The sequence below is a fragment of the Sphingomonas sp. 2378 genome, from assembly GCF_038084995.1.
Lineage (GTDB): Bacteria > Pseudomonadota > Alphaproteobacteria > Sphingomonadales > Sphingomonadaceae > Sphingomonas.
In genome coordinates this window covers 18,626-38,047 of the sequence record NZ_JAXCMJ010000034.1, presented here as the reverse complement: position 1 = coordinate 38,047, position 19,422 = coordinate 18,626, and the positions used below count along the sequence as shown (strand labels likewise).

Genomic DNA, 19,422 nt, shown 5'->3' with positions numbered 1-19,422 from the left:
GCTCCTCCCCCGGCGGGGAGGAGCAAGGGGGTCAGCCTGCCTCGCGGTCGTCCTGGTCGGGGCCGGATACCGCCATCGACAGGGTGCGGCGGAGCAGGGAGGGGGAGCAGGGCTTGCCGCACACCGCCGCACCCGGATAGCGCGATTGCAGCGCCTGTTCATCCGCATGGCCGGAATGGAAGATCAGCGGCACGCCCGCCTGGCTCAGCCGCTCCGCCGCGGGGAAGACCTCCCCGTCGCGCAAGCGCACGTCGAGGATGGCGCAGGCCAGTTGAGGCCGATCGCCGTCAAGATGCGCCAGAACTTCTTCGACGCTGACATAGGGGCCGTCGACCTCATAGCCGCCATCCTCGATAATCGACTGAAGATCCAAGGCGACGAAAAACTCGTCCTCGACCAGCAAAACCGTCTTAGTCATTCGAGAGCACCGTCTCCGGCAGTGTCAGGGTCAGCATGAAACGTCCGCCGATGCTTTTCCGCTCCAACTGTGCGCCCAATTGTCGCGAAGACGTCTGAACAAGCAATGTTCCGAAGCCCTTGGCATTGTCCTCGGGCGCGCTCTCGCCGCCTGTTTCCGTCCATTGCAGCGTCAGCTTGCCATCGGCGACGATCCAGCCGACCGACAATTCCCCCTCGCGCAGCGCCAGTGCGCCATATTTGACCGAGTTGGTCGCCCATTCGTGCAGGATCAGCGCCAGCGGCGACAGGCAGCGGCGGTCGACCAGCAGGCGGGCTCCGTCGATCTCGATCTTCGACTGGCCCTTATAGGGCGCGATGGTCGCCTCAACCAACGAACCGAGTTCGATCGCCTGTTGCTCGCCCGCCGGGGAGGCTAGCGAGTGGGCGCGGCCCAGCGTCGCGATCCGTTCGCGCACATCCTCGGCCATCTCGGTCACGTCGCCATGCGACCGCGCGGCGGCGGAGACGATGCCGGAGATGATGGCGAACAGGTTCTTTACCCGGTGGTTCATCTCGCGCAGCATCAGCTCGCGCGTCTCGGCGATCGCATATTCGGCGGTGACGTCGATCGACACGCCGACCATGCGATGCGGCGCGGCCGTGGTGACGACCCGACCGAAGCCCTTGATCCAGCGTTCCTTGCCGTCCAGGTCGAGGCGGAAGGTCATTTCGAAATCGCTGCGACCCGCCATCGCCTCGGCCAAGGCGAGTTCGACGCCGGGCCGATCCTCGGGCACGATCCGGTCGAACACCTGCGCGACGCGATCGGCCTTCTCCAGTCCGTCGAAGCCGAACAGATGGCGTCCGGTTTCGTCCAGGATCATCTCGCCGGTGCCTGCGCGATATTCCCAGACGCCGATGCCACCCGCCTTGATGGCGAGGTCCAGACGCTCGCGCTCGGCGGCCAGTTCGCGCTCCAGGCTCAGCGCCTCGGTGATGTCGGTCAGGACCAGCGTCGCGCCGTCGATCCCGTCGCCCTGCGTCCGATAGGGCAGGATGCGCAGTGACAGCGTCCGCTCGCCGTCGCGCGTGGTCACCCGCTGCTGCGACGGCGGGCTGCCTGCGGCCACCGCCTCCGCGCCGCCCAGATAATCCGTATTGGCCAGCCGGGTCGACACATCGGCCAGCAACCGGCCCCGGTCGCTCGGTTGCAGCGGGAAGATCGAGCGCGCCGCCTCGGTATAGCTGCGCACCCGCAGATGCCTGTCGAGGACCACGACCGCCAGATCGGTCGATTCGAAGAAGTTGCGCAGATCGGAATTGGCGAGGGTGAGTTGATCGACCTTGGTCTTCAACTCGTCGTTGACGGTCGACAATTCCTCGTTGGTCGATTGAAGCTCCTCGTTCATCGACATCATTTCTTCGTTGGAGCTTTTCAACTCCTCATTCGCCGTCTCCAGCTCCTCGACGGTCGAGCGCAGCCGGTGGCGGGTCAGGCGCAGTTCGTCTTCCAGCGCCTCGATATGATCGTCGCCGGGCTCCAGATCGGCCAGGTCGCTCATCTCGACCGGGCTGAACGGCGCGGTATCGCGGAACAGGAAGAGCAGCGACCCGTCGGTCAGCGGATCGCAGATCACCTCGATCTTCTGGATGCCGAACTCGGTCGTCACGGCCACGTCGCGTGCGGCGATCCGCTTGCGGGCGTCGCGCGCCTGGCGCAGCATCGGGCCCATCACTTCGCGCAGGCCCGGTCGCGCCAGGGTGGTCGCGCTGGACCCGCCCGCACGGGTCACGGGGAAGGTGAAATAGCGGCTCAGCTTGCCGAACGCGGCCAGGATGCCGCCATCCTGATCCACCACCATGCTCGGCGGGGCATAGCGATCGACGATCCGACGCAGCGCCACGCCCTCGTCGCTGCTTACATGGCCGCCGTCACGCTCGCCCCGCTCGCCGCGTCGCCGGGGGGTGCGGCCCGTCGCGCCGGGCAGGTCGATGGGGTAGGAGGGGGAGGCAGCGGACCGCTCGAACAGCCGGGCATGGCTGTCGATCGCAGGGAAGAGATGGTCGAACCGCCCCACGCTCTCCGACGGCCCCAGGAACAGATAGCCGCCCGGCCGCAACGCGTAATGGAGCAGCGGCAGCACCGATTGCTGCAACCGATCGTCGAAATAGATCAGCAGGTTGCGGCACGACACCAGGTCGATCCGCGAAAAGGGCGGGTCCTTGACCAGGCTGTGATTCGAGAAACGGATCATGTCGCGGATCGAACCCGCGATGGTGAACCGCTCCGCATGGGGAATGGTGTAGCGTTCACGCAAAGGCGCCGGAATGTCGGCCAGCGCGGCGGCGGGATAGGTGCCGTCGCGCGCGATCTGGAGCATCTGTTCGTCGATGTCGGTCGCAAAGATCTGCACCGCCAGCGGCTGTCCCGCCTCGCGCGTGGCCTCGGCGAACATCATCGCAATGCTATAGGCTTCCTCGCCGCTGGAGCAGCCGGGCACCCAGATGCGGATGTCCTCGTCCGGGTCGCGTGCGCGGATCAGCGGCAGGATCGCCTTGGTCCGCAGCGTCTCGAACAACTCGGTATCGCGGAAGAAGCGGGTGACGTTGATCAGCAGGTCGCGGAACAGCGCCTCGCACTCGTCGGCGTCGCTCTTGACCCGCGCCAGATAGGCCGAGCCGGTGCCGATCCCCAGCACATGCATCCGCCGCTCGACCCGGCGGACCAGCGTCGTGCGCTTGTAACCCGAAAAGTCATGGCCGATGGCGTTGCGCAGCACGCGGCACAGATCGTCGATATGATCGGCGACGACCTCCGCCTCATGCTCCTTGGGATCGCCCGAGCGACGCGCGAAAAAGGCCTGGAGACATGCGACGATCTCCCCTGCGGGCTTGATGAAATCCACCAGCCCGGTGCCCACCGCCGACAACGGCATGCCGTCATAGCGGGCGCTCTCCGGCTTCTGGACGACGCCGACGCCGCCATTCTCCTTGATCGCGCGCAGACCCGTGGTGCCGTCCGCACCGGTGCCCGACAGGATGACGCAGGCGGCATTGGCCTGCTGGTCGCTGGCCAGCGACAGGAAGAAATCGTCGATCGGACGGCGAAGCCCGCGCGGCTGGACGAAGTCGGTCAGCTCCAGCACGCCGCCGCGAATGGCCAGCCCCCGGCCCGGCGGGATGATATAGACATGGTCGGCCTCGATCCGCTCCGACCCTTCGCACTGGCGCACTTCGAGGTTGGTGTGCCGGTCGAGCAACTGGGCCAGCATGCTTTCGTGATTGGGGTCGAGATGCTGGACCACCACGAACGCCATGCCGGTCGGCGCATGGGCGGGCGTCAGCATCTCGCGCAGCGCCTCCAGCCCGCCGGCGGATGCGCCGATGCCGACGATCGGCACCGTCATGCCGCCGCGTCCGTCCGTCGATGTCGTCCCGGTCCGGGCCGAGGCGTCACTCACGGAAAGGCCGCTCGGTCGAGATCCGATAGCGTCAGCTTGGCCTGGGCGATGGTGGCCGCGGTGTTGGCGATCGCGGTCAGCGATCCCTCCAGCACGATGCCGCTTTCGGCCAGGATGGGGGTCAGGCGACCCAGCGTCTTGCCCAGTTCGGCGTCATAGGCGGCCAGCCGCTCCGGCTGGGACCGGCTGACGTCGAATTGGGAGGCGAAGATATAGGGCATCTTGCCGCCCAGCTGCCGCAGCTTCGACATGTAGAGCAGATTGATGAAGGGCGAGCCGTCCTTGCGGAAGTTGACCAGCATGGTGCGGACGTTCAACTGGCGATCATTGGCCAGGAATTCGCGAATGCGATCGCGCGCTTCGATATTGTCGGCGTCCCGCTGAAGCATACGGCAATTGCGGCCGATCATGTCCTCACTGGTATAACCGGTCAGTTCGCGGAAACCATGATTGATGAAGATGAGCGGGTTGTCGTCCGACGCATCGGCCAAGGCCAGGGCGATCGGCGACTGGTCCAAATAGCTGGCCAGATGGGTCGGAATATCGATATCGTTCACGCAATCTGGCTCCCTGACGCGCATTCGCATGGCGTCCATCCCTCCGCAAGTGCCGAGACGACCGGCGGCCCCCGAAAAATTCACATGGATAAACCCGGAAAAGGCCGCGCACGTTCCAGGGTGGTCGCCACCGGGGGCCGCGTCGTCAGGATGCGGTCGACACCGATCGAGGCCCCAGCCAGGATCGGCGGAAGCGAATCTGTTCGGGCGTCGGTGCCCGTCCGATCCGCTCGTCGGGCACGATCTCCATATTGGGATCGGCGATCAGGGTCATGGTCGCCCGCCGCTCGGCCCCCCGCTGGCGATAGACGATGGGCAGCCGGTCGCCCGGCTTGTGCGCGGCGAGCAACGCGCTCCACGCCGTCGCATCCGCGACCGGGCGGCCATCGACGCTGACGATCTCGTCACCCTTGTCCAGCCCGGCTTCGTAGAGCGGCGTGCCCGGCGCGGTCGATGCGGCGATCGTCAGGCCGCCATCGCCCTTTGCCGGGGTTCCGCCCACCCAGGCGGCATCGGGATGCTGGGGACGCAGCGTCAGACCGGCCTGGGCCAGCAGCGGCGCAAAATCGGGAAGCGCGCTGCCCGTTACGCTGCGCGCGAAGAAGCGGTCGGCAAAGCCCTGATCCCCCGTCACCTGCGCCAGGGCGACGCGGAGGTCGTCGGGGCGATAGCTGCGCTCCGGCTTGCCGTGGTTGCGCCAGAGCTGGCGCATATAATCGTCCAGCGTCAGCTTCGGAAAAGCCTGTCGCAACTCCAGGTCGAGCGCCAGCGCCAACACCGCGCCATAGGCATAATAGGATTTGAAGATATTGGGATTGGTCGGGTCGATCGACTGGGCCGCATCGACGAAGGGCGCGCGCAGGCTCATCTCCTGCGGCCCGCCGTAACGGCGCGCCGGCGTGATCAGCAGCGCGTTCAGCGTGGCGGAGAGCTGGGCGATATAGTCGTCCAGCGGCATCTGTTCGGCGCGGACCACCGCCAGCGGGCCGTAATATTGGGTGAAGCCCTCGGCCAGCCATAGCGACGGCGTGGCATTGGCGCGGGTGAAGTCGAACGGCTCCAGCTCCGCCGGGCGGATGCGCTCGACATTCCAGGCGTGGAAGAACTCGTGGCTCAGCGTCTGGATCTGCGCGAACTTCGCCGCCGCCAGCGACTTCGGCATGCTGATCACCGTCGAGTTGCGATGCTCCATCCCGTCGCCGCTGATTTGCGGCATGTAATCGGCCAGGAAGGTATAGGTGCCATAGTCATAAGGCGGCGCCTCGCCGAAGATCGCGATCTGCTGGGCCACGACCTTCTTCGCCATCTCGGCGAACTGGTCGAGATCGGCGGGGCTGCCGTCATGATGCGCGGTCAGGCGGATGGTATAGCGCTTGGCGCCGTCGCCCACCGTCCAGCTCCGCATGTCCCAGGCCGACAGCTCGACCGGGCTGTCCATGAAATATTGCAGGTCGCGCGCGGTGAAGACGGCGGGGTCGCCGGTCGGCGCAAGCTGTGTCGCGATCTTCCATCCCGCGAGCGGGTGGAAGCGGACGCGGATCGGCCGGTCGTCCTGCCCTGCTGCCCACATGAAGGTCGCGGGGATGTTCAGATGCGCATGGGTCGGGTCGATCTGCGCATAGGTGCCGTCGCCGCGATCGCCGAACAGCGTGTAGCGGACCGTGACCGTGCCGTCATGACCGGGCACCGTCCAGCCATAGGGATCGGTCCGCGAAATGGTCAGCGGGCGTCCGGCCCCATCGACGGCGGACACCGAATAGACGTTCTTGGCGAACTCGTGGAGCGCGTAGCGACCGGGCGAGGAGCGCGCCATCTGGAAGCGGACGGGCTGGCTATCCAGCCCGCGATAGGTCACGCTGACCTGCGCCTCATGATGGTCCGGATGCGGAAAGGCGATGTCATATTCCACCGCCGACGGCGCGGAAGCCCTGGCGGAGGGGCGGGCCTGCTGCGCCGCAACCGGGGACAGCGCCGTGCTCGCCAGCGCCCATGCCGCCGTCATCGCCCATATCCGCATGCCCGAACCCCTTCACTCGATTGAGGTGCGGACTTAAGCGCGGAGCAATGACGGGGTCCACCGCTTTGTGCGCGCGGCCGGGCTCTATTTCGGGGCACCGGCGAATCGCCGGACAACGACGCCGCCGCTCTCATTGAGTGGCGTCATATCCAGATGATATGTCAGGAAAATCTGGAGGCGCGACCGGGAATCGAACCCGGGTGCAAGGATTTGCAGTCCTCTGCGTCACCACTCCGCCATCGCGCCTCGATGCGTGGGAGGCGGGCATGTGTGCGGTTTTTCGCGCGGCGTCAACAGGCAGGATGCGATTGCGCGGCAAAAACCTGCTCCCGGTCTTTCCGGCCTGAAGGTCGCCATAAGCGAATATGCCGCCGGATGCCGCAATATGGCCAAATCCTTATGCTGGGGGTGTCCAGTCCGCTTGGCGGAAAAGCCCTTGCGCGATAGAAGCGGCGGGAACCAATTTAGTGTATTGCACAACTAAAACGGCTGTGCGACAGGGATGGGCCATGATGACGACCAGCAACGACTCCTCGAATTTCGCCGCGATGCGCCATGCCATGGTGGTGAGCCAGCTGCGCACCACGGCGGTCAGCGACCAGCGGGTCGTGGCCGCGATGGCGCGGGTGCCGCGCGAGGTTTTCACGCCCGAGGCTCTGCGGGCGGTGGCCTATCGCGACGGGACGCTGGACCTCGGCCATGGCCGGGCGATCAACCTGCCGATGGCGACGGGCCGCCTGCTGACCGAGGCCTATCTGGAGGCGGGCGACCGCGTGCTGCTGATCGGCGCGGCGACCGGCTATACCGCCGCGCTGCTGGCCGGGATCGTCGCCGGTGTCGTCGCCGTGGAGGAACAGGCCGAGCTGGTCGCCGCCGCGCGCACCGCGCTGGCGGGTGAGCCGAAGGTCGAGATCGTCGAGGCACCGCTGACGTCGGGCAAACCCTCCGGTGCGCCCTATGACGTGCTGGTGATCGACGGCGCGGTGGAGGAACTGCCCGCCGCTCTGGTCGAGCAGGTCAAGGTCGGCGGTCGCATCGTCACCGGCCTGGTCGAGAACGGCGTCACCCGGCTGGCCAGCGGTCGCCGGACCGAAGGCGGCCACGGCGTCCGCGCCTTCGCCGATGCCGAATGCACCGTCCTGCCGGGCTTTGCCCGTCCTCGCGCCTTCCAATTCTGAGGGTCCATGCGCCTGCACCTGACTTCCCGACTGACCTCCCGCATTCTCATCGGCTCGACCCTGTTGATGGGCGGGGCGGCCTCGGCCGAGACGTTGCGGGAAGCCATGGTGCGTGCCTATCAGAGCAACCCGACGATCACCGGCCAGCGCGCCGCCCAGCGCGCCACCGATGAGAATGTGCCGATCGCACGGTCGAACGGCCTGCCGTCGCTGCAAAGCTCGGCGCAGCTGACCGACAATATCGTCGTCGCCAACAACAACTTCCTCAATCCCGAGCGGGTCGGTACCGGAGCGGTGCAGCTTTCGGTGCCGCTCTACCAGGGCGGGGCGGTCAGGAACGCGGTACGCGCGGCGGAGACACGGGTCGATGCGGGCCGCGCCCAGCTACGCGGGGTGGAGGCGAACCTGTTCACCAATGTCGTCGCGGCGTATATGAACGTCATCCGCGACGAGGCGATCGTCAACCTCAACACCCGCAACGTCAATGTGCTGGAAACGAACCTGCGCGCCTCGCGCGACCGGTTCCAGGTCGGCGACCTGACCCGCACCGACGTGGCGCAGTCCGAAGCGCGCCTGGCCCAGGCGCGCGCACAGCTTCAGTCGGCCCAGGCCAATCTGATCTCCAGCCGCGAGAATTACGTCGCGGTGGTGGGTGTCGCCCCGGTCGGGCTGGAACAGCCGCCCGCGCTGCCCGCGCTGCCCGCATCGCCGAACCAGGCGGTGGCGGTGGCGCTGGACCAGAACCCCCAGTTGATCGCCGCGCGTCGGTCGGCGGATGCGACCCGCTACGACATCAACGTCGCGCGCGCCAACCGGCTGCCGCGTATCGCGGCGGTGTCGAGCGGCAATTATTTCAACTATCTGGGGTCGCTGAACGTCCCCGGCGTGCCGGTATCGGGCGTGAACGCGACCGTCGGTGCGCAGTTGACCATGCCGCTGTTCCAGGGCGGTCGCCCGGCGGCGCAGGTCCGCCAGGCTGAGGCTCTGCGTGGACAGGCACTGGAGAACGCGACCGGGACCGAGCGGCAGGTGGTGGCGCAGGTCCGCTCCGCCTATGCCGTATGGCAATCCTCGCAGGAGGTCATCCAGTCCGCCGAATCGGCGGTCCGCGCCAACTCGCTGTCGCTGGAAGGGGTGCGGGCCGAGAATAGCGTCGGCACCCGCACCGTGCTCGACATCCTGAACGCCGAGCAGGAGTTGCTGAACAGCCAGGTGACGCTCGTCACCGCGCGGCGCGACGCCTATGTCGCGGGCTTCGCGCTGATCGCTGCGATGGGTAATGCCGAGGCGCGCGATCTGGGGCTGGACGGCGGCGCGCTCTACGATCCGGTCGTCAATTACCAGCGTGTCCGCAACAAGATCAACGACTGGGGCGGCGATGGCGAGCCTGCGCCGGTGGCCAGCACCACCGCCGGAACCCCGGCCCAGACGGCGGCGATCACCCGTCCGCTCGACGCCGATGTGAATGCCCCTGTTGACAGGAGCCCCGCATTAACCACAGGTGCATCGGCACCGAGCCGGCAATAACGCCGGGCAGGGGGCCTTGGGGGGCTTCAATGGGGATTGCGGTCATGGGTGAGATCAGCGCCGAGCCGTCGATGGAGGAAATCCTTTCCTCGATCAAAAGGATCATCGCCGAAGAGGGAGAGGTGCCCGCGCGTCAGCGTCGCCAGCCGCGCCCCGTGCCTTCGCCGGTCGATGAGGATGATTCGCCCGAGGTTCTGGAACTGAGCGATCCCATGCCCCTGCGCATGAAGGTCGAGGCCGCCGCCGCTCGTGCCGCCGAATCGGCGCTGCGCCCGGCGGTAGAGGCCGCGATGGCCCAGGCCTCCGAACCGGTGGCCCAGGCACCTACGCCTGCGCCGGTTCCGGCCCCGGCGGCCAAGGCAGAGGCACAAGCCATGGACGATGGCGAAGAGGCGATCGTCAGCCCCCGTGCGGCCGAGGCCAGCCGCGGTTCCCTGGAGGCGCTCAGCCGGATGATGGTCAAGCCCGAACCGAGCAGCGACGGAACCCTGGAAGGATTGGTTCGCGACATGCTCCGCCCGATGCTGCGCGAATGGCTGGACACCCATCTGCCGGGGATGGTCGAGGCGATGGTCGCCCGCGAAATCGCCCGGATCACGCGCGAGGGGCGCTAAGCCTCTCGCGGCCCGCGAGACGTGCGGTTTCGGGATATTGATCGCCAGCGGAGCGGAACCGCGCGCGTTCCGCCGGGTTCGGTGGTCATGACCCTCACGCCCGAAACGCCCGATGCCGAGAAGTCGACGCGTTCCGCCGTGTCGTCGCCCCCCATATCCGATTCGAAGCAGCCGCATTCCGGCCAGTCGGACATCTTCTTCGCAGCGGTGAAGACCACGCGGATGCCGATGATCGTCACCGATCCCCGGCAACCCGACAATCCCATCGTCTTCTGCAACGAAGCCTTCAGCTTCATGACCGGCTATTCCGAGGACGAGATCCTCGGCACCAATTGCCGGTTCCTGCAAGGTCCCGAGACCGACCGCGACGTGGTGGCGCAGATCCGCGCCGCCATCGACCGGCGCGACGAGATCGCGGTCGAGCTGCTCAATTACCGCAAGAACGGGTCCACCTTCTGGAACGCGCTGTTCGTCTCGCCGGTCTATGACGATGCGGGCGAACTGGTCTATTTCTTCAGCAGCCAGCTCGACATCTCGCGCCGCCGCGAGGCGGAGGACGCGTTGCATGAGGCGCAGAAGATGGAGGCGGTCGGCAAGCTGACCGGCGGCATCGCGCACGACTTCAACAATCTGTTGCAGGTCATCATCGGCTATTCCGACATATTGGAGGCGCGGGTCGACCAGGGCGACCGAAGCGGACGCCGCGCGGTCGAGGCGATCGCCGCCGCCGCCGCGCGCGGCGCGACCCTGACCCAGCAACTGCTCGCCTTCGCGCGCAAGCAGGAGCTTCGCGACCGGCTGCTCAACTTCAACCAACTGATCGAGGATTTCCGGCCGATCCTGAACCGCACGGCGGGGGACGGGGTGGTGCTGCGCCAGCGGTTGGAGGAAAATCTCTGGAACTGCCGGATCGACCCGGTCCAGGCGGAGATGGCGCTGCTCAACATCGTCACCAACGCCCGCGAAGCCATCGCCCGCACCGATCACAGGGGTGAGATCTCCATCACCACCCGCAACATGATCCAGTCCGCCGACCAGCCCGAAGGTCCGGCCAATCTGGATGCCGGCGAATATGTCGTGGTGCGCGTGGCCGATGACGGGCCGGGGATCGATGCGCAGATCGCGGACAAGGTCTTCGATCCGTTCTTCACGACCAAGGAGATGGGGAAGGGCGCGGGACTCGGCCTGGCGATGGTCTATGGCTTCATGCGTCAGTCCGGCGGGCTGGCGGCAGTCGAGCCGAGCGAGGCGGGGGGGACGGCGCTGTCGCTCTATTTCCCGCGCGCGGCGGCGGGTGCGTCCGAACGCCGCTCTGCCCCGGTACAGCCCGCCCGCAGCGGCGGGGCCGAGCGTGTGTTGATGGTCGAGGATCAGGACGATGTCGGCGATCTGGGCAAGTCCATGCTCGAAGATCTGGGTTATGACGTCGTCCTGACCCGCAGCGCGCGCGAGGCGCTGGATCATCTGTCGCGAGACAGCGACTTTCAACTCTTGTTCACCGATATCCTGATGCCCGGCGGCATGAACGGCGTGGCGCTGGCCCAGGCGGTGCGGCGCGATTATCCGCGCCTGGGCGTCCTGCTGACCACCGGTTACGCCGACGAGGCGATCGATGAGGGCGCGCGGTCCTACGAACTGATCCGCAAGCCCTATCGCCGGGCGGAACTGAACGAGCGGATTCGCGCGGTGCTCGACCGGCCGGGGGCTCGTACCTGATAGCATCTGGCGCAAGCGGGCGCGGCTGATTAAGGCAGCGGCATGACTGAGCTGCCCAAGACGTTCGACCCCGCCGCAATCGAAGCCCGCTGGTATGGCCATTGGGAGGAAAAGGGCCTGTTCCGCCCCGACCGCCCGAATGCCGAGCCCTGGACGATCGTCAATCCGCCGCCCAACGTCACCGGCAACCTGCATATCGGTCATGCGCTCGACAACACGTTGCAGGATATCTTGGTCCGCCACGCCCGGTTGAAGGGCAAGGATGCGTTGTGGGTGGTCGGCACCGACCATGCAGGGATAGCGACCCAGATGGTGGTCGAGCGCCAGATGAACGCGCGTGGCGAGAAGCGCACCGACTTCACCCGTGACCAGTTCCTGGAAAAGGTCTGGACCTGGAAGACGGAGAGCGGCGGCCAGATCACCGGCCAGCTACGCCGACTGGGCTGCTCGATGGACTGGGCCAATGAGCGGTTCACCATGGACGAGGGCTTCAGCAAGGCGGTGCTGAAGGTGTTCGTCGACCTGCACCGCCAGGGCTTGCTTTACCGCGACAAGCGGCTGGTCAACTGGGACCCGGGGCTCGGCACCGCGATCAGCGACCTGGAGGTCGAGACCCGCGAGGTGAAGGGCAGTTTCTGGCGCCTCCGCTATCCGCTTGCCGACGGATCGGGCTTTATCGAGGTCGCGACGACGCGCCCCGAGACGATGCTCGCCGACATGGCGGTCGCGGTCCACCCGGACGATGCGCGCTACACCGCGCTGATCGGCAAGCAGGTGCGGCTGCCGATCACCGGTCGCCTGATCCCGATCGTCGCCGACGAACATGCGGACCCCGAACTGGGATCGGGCGCGGTCAAGATCACGCCCGGCCACGACTTCAACGATTTCGAGGTCGGCCGCCGCGCAGGGATCGGGGCGCGCGACATGCTCAACATGCTCGATGCCAAGGCGCATATCTGCCAGACGGCCGATGGCCTGGTCCCCGACGCCTTCCTCGGCCTGTCGACCGCCGACGCACGCAAGGCCGTGGTCGCGCGGTTGAAGGACGAGGGCGTCCTGATCCCGCACATCGACAAGGACGGGGCCGAGCATGACGCCGAGCCGCGCACGATCCAGACGCCGTTCGGCGACCGTTCGGGCGTGGTGATCGAACCTTGGCTGACCGATCAATGGTATGTCGATGCCAAGACGCTCGCCCAACCCGCGATCGAAGCGGTGCGCTCGGGCAAGATCAGAATTGTGCCGCAGGCTTGGGAGAAGACTTTCTTTAACTGGATGGAGAATATCCAGCCCTGGTGCGTCAGCCGCCAGCTGTGGTGGGGCCACCAGATCCCGGCCTGGTTCGCCGAGGATGGCCGCGTGTTCGTCGCCGAGAGCGAGGAACAGGCGCAAGGACAAGCGGGCGAGGGCGTGATCCTGACCCGCGACCCGGACGTGCTCGATACCTGGTTTTCCTCGGCGCTTTGGCCCTTCGCGACGCTGGGCTGGCCGGACAATGGCGACAAGACGCTGGCCGGACGTTACCCGAACGACGTGCTCATCTCCGGCTTCGACATCCTGTTCTTCTGGGATGCGCGGATGATGATGCAGGGCATGCACTTCATGGAAGACGTGCCCTTCAAGACGCTGTATCTCCACGGTCTGGTCCGCGCCGCCGACGGCTCGAAAATGTCGAAGTCGAAGGGCAATACGGTCGATCCGCTCGGCCTGATCGACCAGTACGGCGCCGACGCGCTGCGCTTCTTCATGGCGGCGATGGAGAGCCAGGGCCGCGACATCAAGATGGATGAGCGCCGCGTCGAAGGCTATCGCAACTTCGCGACCAAGCTATGGAACGCCGCGCGCTTCGCCCAGGCGAACGGCATCGGCGCTTCGGCGACGCTGGAGGCCCCGAACGCCAGCCTCGCGGTCAACAAGTGGATCATCGCCGAGACGGTGAAGACCGTGCAGGCGGTGGACCTGGCGCTGGCCGATTACCGCTTCGACGGTGCCGCCAACGCGATCTATCAGTTCGTCTGGAGCCGCTTCTGCGACTGGTATCTCGAACTCATCAAGCCGGTGTTGCAGGGCGGCGAAGAAGGCGGCGACGAAACCCGCGCCGTGGCGGGCTGGGTGCTGGATCAGATACTGGTCCTGCTTCACCCGTTCATGCCCTTCATTACGGAGGAACTGTGGCATGCCATGGGCGCGCGCGATCACGACCTGATCGTGGCGCACTGGCCGATGGCCGATGCCCGCGCGCTGGACCCCGAGGCGGAGCGTGAGATCGACTGGTTGATCCGTCTGGTCAGCGAAATCCGCGCCGCGCGGACCGAGCTGAACGTACCGCCGGGCGCGCGCCTGCCGATGCATGTCCGCGATGCCAATGACAACACCACGGCGCGGCTGATCCGTCAGGCTTCGGCGCTGGCGCGTCTGGCGCGTGTCGATGCGGCCGAGGGCGAAGCCTTGGGCGGTGCGGCCCAGGTGGTGGTGGACGAGGCGACCTTCGTCCTGCCGCTGGAGGGCGTGATCGACCTCGACGCCGAACGCCAGCGCCTGACGAAGGCGATCGCGGCGGTGGAGAAGGAGCGTGACGCGCTGGGCGGGCGTTTGAGCAACGCGAGCTTCGTCGAACGCGCCAAGCCCGAAGCGGTGGAAAAGGCCCGCGCCGACCATGCGGACAAGATGGCCGAAGCCGCGCGGTTGCACGCGGCGCTCGGCCGCCTGGGCTGACCCTCCAATCCTCCCCATGCTGAGCATGGGGAGGGGGACCGCGCCCGTAGGGCGTGGTGGAGGGGCGAGGGGCAAAGCCCCTCCACTATCGCTTCGCGATGGTCCCCCTCCCCAAGCATAGCTTGGGGAGGATTGGGCTAGGCTTGCTCGCCCAACCGTCTCAGCCGCCGGATCCTGGGCTCGCGCTGCAACTGCGCCTCCCGCCGGATCACCTGACGCAATTCATCCCGCTTCTCGTGGATCGACGCGATCACCGGTCCCATCGCGACGCCCAGATCGACCAGCACCGCCTCCGACAATTGCAGCGAGCTTTCCAGCGTCTCGGGCACTGCCTCGCTGACGCCCGCACGGTATAGCTCGGTCGCATGCGCCATATCCCTTGCGCGCGCGATGATCGGCAGGTCGGGCGCGGCGTCGCGGATGCGCCGTGCCAGCCGCACGGTCAGCACCGGATCGTCCATCGTCAGGATCAGCGCGCGCGCGGCGGGCAGGTTCAGCCGGTCGACCAGTTCCGCGCGCGAAACATCGCCGAACAGCACCGGATAGCCGGCCCGCCGCGCCTCGCTGACCGAATCGATATCCGCCTCGACCGCGACATAAGCCTGGCCATGGATGGTCAGCATGTCGGCGATCATCTTGCCGACCCGCCCGAAGCCGATGATGACGGTGCGCCCGCCATCCGCCTCCGGCTCTGGCGCGGGCGGCCCGTCGGTGCTCCGCGCCTCGATCCTGCGGGAGATGACTCGACCCGCCTTGGCGAGCAGCGGCGTGATGGTCAGGCCGATCGCGGTCACGGTCTGCCAGAAACTGGCGGTCGAGCGCAGGATCAACTGCGCCTGCGCGGCGGTGCCCAGCACGATCAGCGTGGTCTCGGACGGGCTGCCCATGAGCAACCCGGTCTCCGCCGCCACCCCGCGCCGGGCATGGGCGACGCGCAGCAGCAGATAGGTGACGATCGCCTTCACCGCGACCACGCCGACCACCGCCAGCAACAACATGTCCCAATTCTTCGCTATCAGCCGCAGGTCCAGGCTCATGCCAACCGTGATCAGGAACACGCCCAGCGCCAGCCCCTTGAACGGCGCGGTCATCACCTCGACCTCCGAGTGATATTCGGTCTCGGCGATCAACAATCCGGCAAGCAGCGCCCCGACGATCGGCGACAGGCCCGCCGCCGTGGTCGCCACGCTGGCGACGATGACGACCAGCAGCGAGGCGGCGAGGAACAGCTCGGGGCTCTTGGTCCGCGCGGCTTGGGCAAACAGGCGGGGCAGCACGATCCGGCCGCCCACATACATGGCGACCACCGTCAGGCCACCGCGCAAGGCGACGCCCGCGATGCCGACCCAGCCCTCATCCGTCGCGGTCGGCGCCATCGCTCCCAGCGCGAAGATGATCGGGACCAGCGCCAGATCCTCGAACAACAGCATCGCGAAGGCGCCCCGCCCGACCGGGCTGGTCGTCCCGACGAGCGGCAGCACCAAAGCGGTCGAGGACAAGGTCAATGCCAGCCCCAGCCCGATCGCCCCGGCCCAACTCTGTCCGATCAGATGCAGCGCGATGCCGATCAATGCGGCCGAGCCGAGCAACTCCGCCGCGCCGGTCCCGAACACCAGTCGCCGCATTGCCCAAAGCCTGCGAAAAGACAGCTCCAGACCGATGGAAAACAACAATAATATGATGCCGAACTCGGCAAAGGGTTCGATCGACTCGGGGCTGGAAATGGTCAGATAATAAAGCCATGGCGCATGCGGGACGAGCGAACCCAGCCCCGCCGGGCCGACCAGCAATCCGACCAGAATGAACCCGATGACCGGGCTGACCCGAAAGCGGGCAAAGGCCGGAATGACGATCCCGGCAGAGCCCAGGATGACCAGCGCATCGGAGAAGCCTTGATTGTCGAGCCGTAATGCCATGGCGACACACTAACCCGGCTTGGACGCCCTTGTCAGGTCGTTAATGGCGCGTAACGGGGATGGGACGATCGGTCCACTGACGGTGCGGCTGCCGCGGGGCTAGGGGGCGGCGATGATCGATTATCGCCTCTCGCTGTCCGGGTCTTTGCTTTCGCTGCTGTTGCTGGCGGGGTGCGGGGATGATGGCCGGGCGGAGCGGTTGAAGAAGGCCGGGCCCCATCCGTCGCTGGAGACGCTGATGCGGGTCGCGGATGCCGATGCGGGGGCGCGGACCTTCGGGCAATGCCTGGCCTGCCACACGATCGGCAAGGGCGAACTGGATCGCGCCGGGCCGAACCTGCACGCCATCATGGGCAAGCCGGTGGCGGGGGGCAGCGATCGCTTCGGCTATACCGCCGCCTTGATGCGGGCGGGCGGCCATTGGGACCGGGCGACGATGGATCGCTGGCTGGCCTCACCACAGCGCTTCGCACCGGGCACGAGGATGACCTTCGCGGGATTGCCCGACCCGCTCGCACGGGCCGATGTGATCGCCTATCTGGAGCGCGAGGGCGGCTCCAGATAGGCTATGGGATCAAACCTTCGCGAAAGGTCTGCTGATCAGGCTGCCGTCGACGTGGAGGAAAAAGGGGCGGGCGGTCGCTGGCTCGCTCATATAAAGCGGCTTTTGTGCCGCCAGCTTTCGGCTGTTTCCATAGCGTTGGATGCAGACGCGGTCGCCTTGGTTGCCGCCGAGGATGTGGAGGTGTGTGTCGTCCTCGCCAATGTAGAGACCGACGTGACCCTTCATGCCTCGCTCGAAGACGATGATGTCGCCCAGATCGGGTTGTTTGCTGTCCTTGCCGAAATATTCCCAGTTGCGCGCCCAAAGCGGTTTTGAAGGTGGTGTCTTGCCGGCTTGCTTGGCGACGTAGGCCATGGTCAGGCCGCACCACGGTGTCTCATCAGTCTTGTAATCACGGGCGACGTCGCCGCCGACCTTCTGCGCCCATTCCAAGATGACGGGGTTGCTCTGATCGCCGGGCTTCTCCTCGACGCCCCAGATTTTCAGCGCTTCCGACACCATGCGCGGCAGCGTCCCGATGGTTGTCAGCCAGCTATAATTTCCCAGATCCATTCGATGTCTCCCGATCGAGCGATACGCAAAAAGACCCGGGAGGCGTGCCCCCCGGGTCCAGATTGCGCGCGTCGCGATCGGTCGCCTATCGGTGACCGGACCGAAACGGAGTTTACTGCCAGTCGGCCATCGCGGTTTCGAGGTTGACGCGGATCGCCTCGAAGAACTGCTCGGTGGTCATCCAGGGCTGGTCCGGGCCGATCAGGATGGCGAGGTCCTTGGTCATCTGGCCGTTCTCGACGGTCTGGACACAGACCTTCTCCAGCGTCTCGGCGAAGCGCACCACGTCCGGCGTGTTGTCGAACTTCCCGCGATACTTCAGGCCGCCCGTCCAGGCGAAGATCGAGGCGATCGGGTTGGTCGAGGTCGCCTTGCCCTGCTGGTGCTGGCGATAGTGACGGGTCACGGTGCCGTGCGCCGCCTCCGCCTCGATCGTCTTGCCGTCCGGGGTCATCAGGACCGAGGTCATCAGGCCCAGCGAGCCGAATCCCTGCGCGACCGTGTCCGACTGCACGTCGCCGTCATAGTTCTTGCAGGCCCAGACGAACTCGCCGTGCCACTTGAGGGCCGAGGCGACCATGTCGTCGATCAGGCGATGCTGATATTCGATGCCCGCCGCCTTGAACTGCTCGGCGAACTCGGCGTCGAACACTTCCTGGAAGATGTCCTTGAAGCGGCCGTCATAGGCCTTGAGGATCGTGTTCTTGGTCGACAGGTACACCGGCCAGCCGCGGTTCAGGCCATAGTTCATCGAAGCGCGCGCGAAGTCGCGGATCGAATCATCGAGATTGTACATGCCCATGGCCACGCCCGCCGCGGGGAAGTTGAACACCTCCTCCTCGATCGACTCGCCATTCTCGCCTTCCCACTTCAGGGTCAGCTTGCCCTTGCCGGGAACCTTGAAGTCGGTCGCCTTATACTGGTCACCGAAGGCATGGCGGCCGACGACGATCGGGTGGGTCCAGCCCGGAACGAGGCGGGGGACGTTCTTGATGACGATCGGCTCGCGGAACACCACGCCGCCCAGGATGTTGCGGATCGTGCCGTTGGGCGACTTCCACATCTTCTTCAGGCCGAATTCCTCGACGCGCTGCTCATCGGGGGTGATCGTCGCGCACTTGATCGCGACGCCGTACTTCTGGGTCGCATGGGCGCTGTCGATCGTGATCTGGTCGCTGGTGGCGTCGCGATTCTGGACCGACAGGTCGAAATAGGCCAGCTCGATGTCGAGATACGGCTTGATCAGGCGTTCGCGAATCCATTCCCAGATGATCCGGGTCATTTCGTCGCCGTCGATCTCCACGACGGGCGTGTTCACCTTGATCTTCGCCATATGCGCATCCTTCAGATTGGCAGGTTTGGGCATGCGTCTAGGGGAGGGGGCGCGGCGGATCAACCACCTGTGGCGCGGGCTGGCGGAGCCGGGGTGAACCGAAATCATTGTGCGATGGCCGGCGGACCGGTAGACAGGCCTAATGCCTTCGCTCGAAAAGCCTCCCATCGCGACCACCACCGTCAAGTGGCGCTTTCCCGCCGTCCATCCCGAAGGGCGCAAATATGTGCTGATCGGGGCGGGCCTGACCCTGCTCGCGACGCTGGTCACCAAGGTGCTGTTCTGGCCCTTTGTCGGCCTGTGCATCTGGATCGCGGCCTTTTTCCGCGATCCGATCCGCACCACGCCCCAGGGCGACGACCTGATCGTCGCGCCCGCCGATGGCCTGGTCACGATGATCCAGCGCGTGCCGATCCCGCGTGAGCTGGTCGGCGAACTGGGCGAGGCGCCGCTGGTGCGCGTGTCGATCTTCATGTCGGTGTTCGACGTGCATATCAACCGGACGCCCGTGGCGGGCGTGATCCGTCAGGTCGTCTATATCTCGGGTAAGTTCCTCAACGCCGATCTCGATAAGGCGTCGGACGAGAATGAGCGCCAGCATTTCGTGGTCGAAGGGCGCGACGGTCGCAAGATCGGCTTCACCCAGATCGCAGGACTGGTCGCACGGCGCATCGTCGGCTTCGTGAAGCCTGGGGACATGGTCGCGGCCGGCCAGCGGGTCGGCCTGATCCGCTTCGGTAGCCGGGTCGACGTCTATTTGCCCGACGACGTCACGCCGCAGGTTTGCCTGGGTCAGCGCTCGGTCGCCGGGGAAACGGTGCTGGGCCGCGTCGGCGGCAAGCCGATGAGCGGCATCGCCCAATAAGCCTTTA

Annotated in this window: 14 protein-coding genes and 1 tRNA gene; 7 read left to right on the top strand and 8 right to left on the bottom strand. The window is 66.3% G+C overall.

Translation table 11 applies throughout. The features are described from left to right. Positions 1-31 precede the first annotated feature (31 nt). The 5 genes from SM191_RS14795 to SM191_RS14775 form a co-directional block, all read right to left on the bottom strand. Positions 32-418: a response regulator gene (locus tag SM191_RS14795; RefSeq protein WP_307001311.1), complete on the bottom strand. Its 387-nt coding sequence runs from the start codon at positions 416-418 to the stop codon at positions 32-34. Next, positions 411-3,860 (bottom strand): chemotaxis protein CheB, encoded by a 3,450-nt coding sequence (locus SM191_RS14790; protein ID WP_341506866.1) that lies wholly within the window; start codon positions 3,858-3,860, stop codon positions 411-413. Before SM191_RS14790 ends, SM191_RS14795 begins: the two co-directional genes overlap by 8 nt. Beyond that, positions 3,857-4,417: a PAS domain-containing protein gene (locus SM191_RS14785; RefSeq protein WP_307001307.1), complete on the bottom strand. Its 561-nt coding sequence runs from the start codon at positions 4,415-4,417 to the stop codon at positions 3,857-3,859. The genes SM191_RS14790 and SM191_RS14785 overlap by 4 nt, the downstream gene beginning before the upstream one ends. 145 nt (positions 4,418-4,562) lie before the next feature. Continuing rightward, positions 4,563-6,434: a M61 family metallopeptidase gene (locus tag SM191_RS14780; RefSeq protein ID WP_341506865.1), complete on the bottom strand. Its 1,872-nt coding sequence runs from the start codon at positions 6,432-6,434 to the stop codon at positions 4,563-4,565. Positions 6,435-6,606: 172 nt separating this feature from the next. Then, positions 6,607-6,680: transfer RNA gene (locus SM191_RS14775), tRNA-Cys, on the bottom strand. Positions 6,681-6,943: 263 nt separating this feature from the next. Between SM191_RS14775 and SM191_RS14770 the strand changes: the two genes are divergently transcribed. From SM191_RS14770 to SM191_RS14750, 5 genes are all read left to right on the top strand, one after another. Continuing rightward, entirely contained in the window at positions 6,944-7,612 is a 669-nt protein-coding gene (locus SM191_RS14770; protein WP_307001302.1) for a protein-L-isoaspartate O-methyltransferase family protein, read from the top strand. A gap of 6 nt (positions 7,613-7,618) precedes the next feature. Beyond that, complete coding sequence (locus tag SM191_RS14765) at positions 7,619-9,139, top strand: TolC family outer membrane protein (protein WP_445949869.1); 1,521 nt, start codon at positions 7,619-7,621, stop codon at positions 9,137-9,139. 44 nt (positions 9,140-9,183) lie between these two features. Next, positions 9,184-9,753 (top strand): DUF2497 domain-containing protein, encoded by a 570-nt coding sequence (locus SM191_RS14760; protein ID WP_341506864.1) that lies wholly within the window; start codon positions 9,184-9,186, stop codon positions 9,751-9,753. An 87-nt stretch (positions 9,754-9,840) separates the two neighbouring features. Then, on the top strand, positions 9,841-11,469 hold the full coding sequence (locus SM191_RS14755) for a histidine kinase famiy protein (protein ID WP_341506863.1): 1,629 nt from the start codon (positions 9,841-9,843) through the stop codon (positions 11,467-11,469). Positions 11,470-11,511: 42 nt separating this feature from the next. Then, positions 11,512-14,184: a valine--tRNA ligase gene (locus SM191_RS14750; protein ID WP_341506862.1), complete on the top strand. Its 2,673-nt coding sequence runs from the start codon at positions 11,512-11,514 to the stop codon at positions 14,182-14,184. A 137-nt stretch (positions 14,185-14,321) separates the two neighbouring features. Here the strand turns inward: SM191_RS14750 and SM191_RS14745 are convergent, their stop codons facing one another. Further along, complete coding sequence (locus tag SM191_RS14745) at positions 14,322-16,100, bottom strand: cation:proton antiporter domain-containing protein (protein WP_341506861.1); 1,779 nt, start codon at positions 16,098-16,100, stop codon at positions 14,322-14,324. Between the two features lie 112 nt (positions 16,101-16,212). On the opposite strand from SM191_RS14745, the gene SM191_RS14740 reads away from it, so the two are divergent. Further along, positions 16,213-16,665, top strand: coding sequence for a c-type cytochrome (locus SM191_RS14740; RefSeq protein WP_341506860.1), 453 nt, complete (start codon positions 16,213-16,215; stop codon positions 16,663-16,665). A gap of 9 nt (positions 16,666-16,674) precedes the next feature. On the opposite strand, the gene SM191_RS14735 is transcribed toward SM191_RS14740, so the two are convergent. After that, positions 16,675-17,217 (bottom strand): TIGR02594 family protein, encoded by a 543-nt coding sequence (locus SM191_RS14735; RefSeq protein WP_341506859.1) that lies wholly within the window; start codon positions 17,215-17,217, stop codon positions 16,675-16,677. A 112-nt stretch (positions 17,218-17,329) separates the two neighbouring features. Beyond that, positions 17,330-18,550 carry an NADP-dependent isocitrate dehydrogenase gene (locus SM191_RS14730; protein WP_341506858.1) on the bottom strand — a complete coding sequence of 407 codons (1,221 nt, stop codon included), beginning with the start codon at positions 18,548-18,550 and terminating at the stop codon, positions 17,330-17,332. A gap of 142 nt (positions 18,551-18,692) precedes the next feature. Between SM191_RS14730 and SM191_RS14725 the strand changes: the two genes are divergently transcribed. Continuing rightward, a complete protein-coding gene (locus tag SM191_RS14725) occupies positions 18,693-19,415 on the top strand; it encodes a phosphatidylserine decarboxylase (RefSeq protein WP_307001284.1) in 723 nt (240 codons plus the stop codon). The last annotated feature ends 7 nt before the right edge of the window (positions 19,416-19,422 follow it).

Bases quoted from the DNA above. Each gene is read 5' to 3' on its own strand.
- SM191_RS14795 (WP_307001311.1), bottom strand. From the start codon at position 418: ATGACTAAGACGGTTTTGCTGGTCGAGGACGAGTTTTTCGTCGCCTTG.
- SM191_RS14780 (WP_341506865.1), bottom strand. From the start codon at position 6,434: ATGCGGATATGGGCGATGACGGCGGCATGGGCGCTGGCGAGCACGGCG.
- SM191_RS14770 (WP_307001302.1), top strand. From the start codon at position 6,944: ATGATGACGACCAGCAACGACTCCTCGAATTTCGCCGCGATGCGCCAT.
- SM191_RS14765 (WP_445949869.1), top strand. From the start codon at position 7,619: ATGCGCCTGCACCTGACTTCCCGACTGACCTCCCGCATTCTCATCGGC.
- SM191_RS14760 (WP_341506864.1), top strand. From the start codon at position 9,184: ATGGGTGAGATCAGCGCCGAGCCGTCGATGGAGGAAATCCTTTCCTCG.
- SM191_RS14755 (WP_341506863.1), top strand. From the start codon at position 9,841: ATGACCCTCACGCCCGAAACGCCCGATGCCGAGAAGTCGACGCGTTCC.
- SM191_RS14750 (WP_341506862.1), top strand. From the start codon at position 11,512: ATGACTGAGCTGCCCAAGACGTTCGACCCCGCCGCAATCGAAGCCCGC.
- SM191_RS14745 (WP_341506861.1), bottom strand. From the start codon at position 16,100: ATGGCATTACGGCTCGACAATCAAGGCTTCTCCGATGCGCTGGTCATC.
- SM191_RS14740 (WP_341506860.1), top strand. From the start codon at position 16,213: ATGATCGATTATCGCCTCTCGCTGTCCGGGTCTTTGCTTTCGCTGCTG.
- SM191_RS14735 (WP_341506859.1), bottom strand. From the start codon at position 17,217: ATGGATCTGGGAAATTATAGCTGGCTGACAACCATCGGGACGCTGCCG.
- SM191_RS14730 (WP_341506858.1), bottom strand. From the start codon at position 18,550: ATGGCGAAGATCAAGGTGAACACGCCCGTCGTGGAGATCGACGGCGAC.
- SM191_RS14725 (WP_307001284.1), top strand. From the start codon at position 18,693: ATGCCTTCGCTCGAAAAGCCTCCCATCGCGACCACCACCGTCAAGTGG.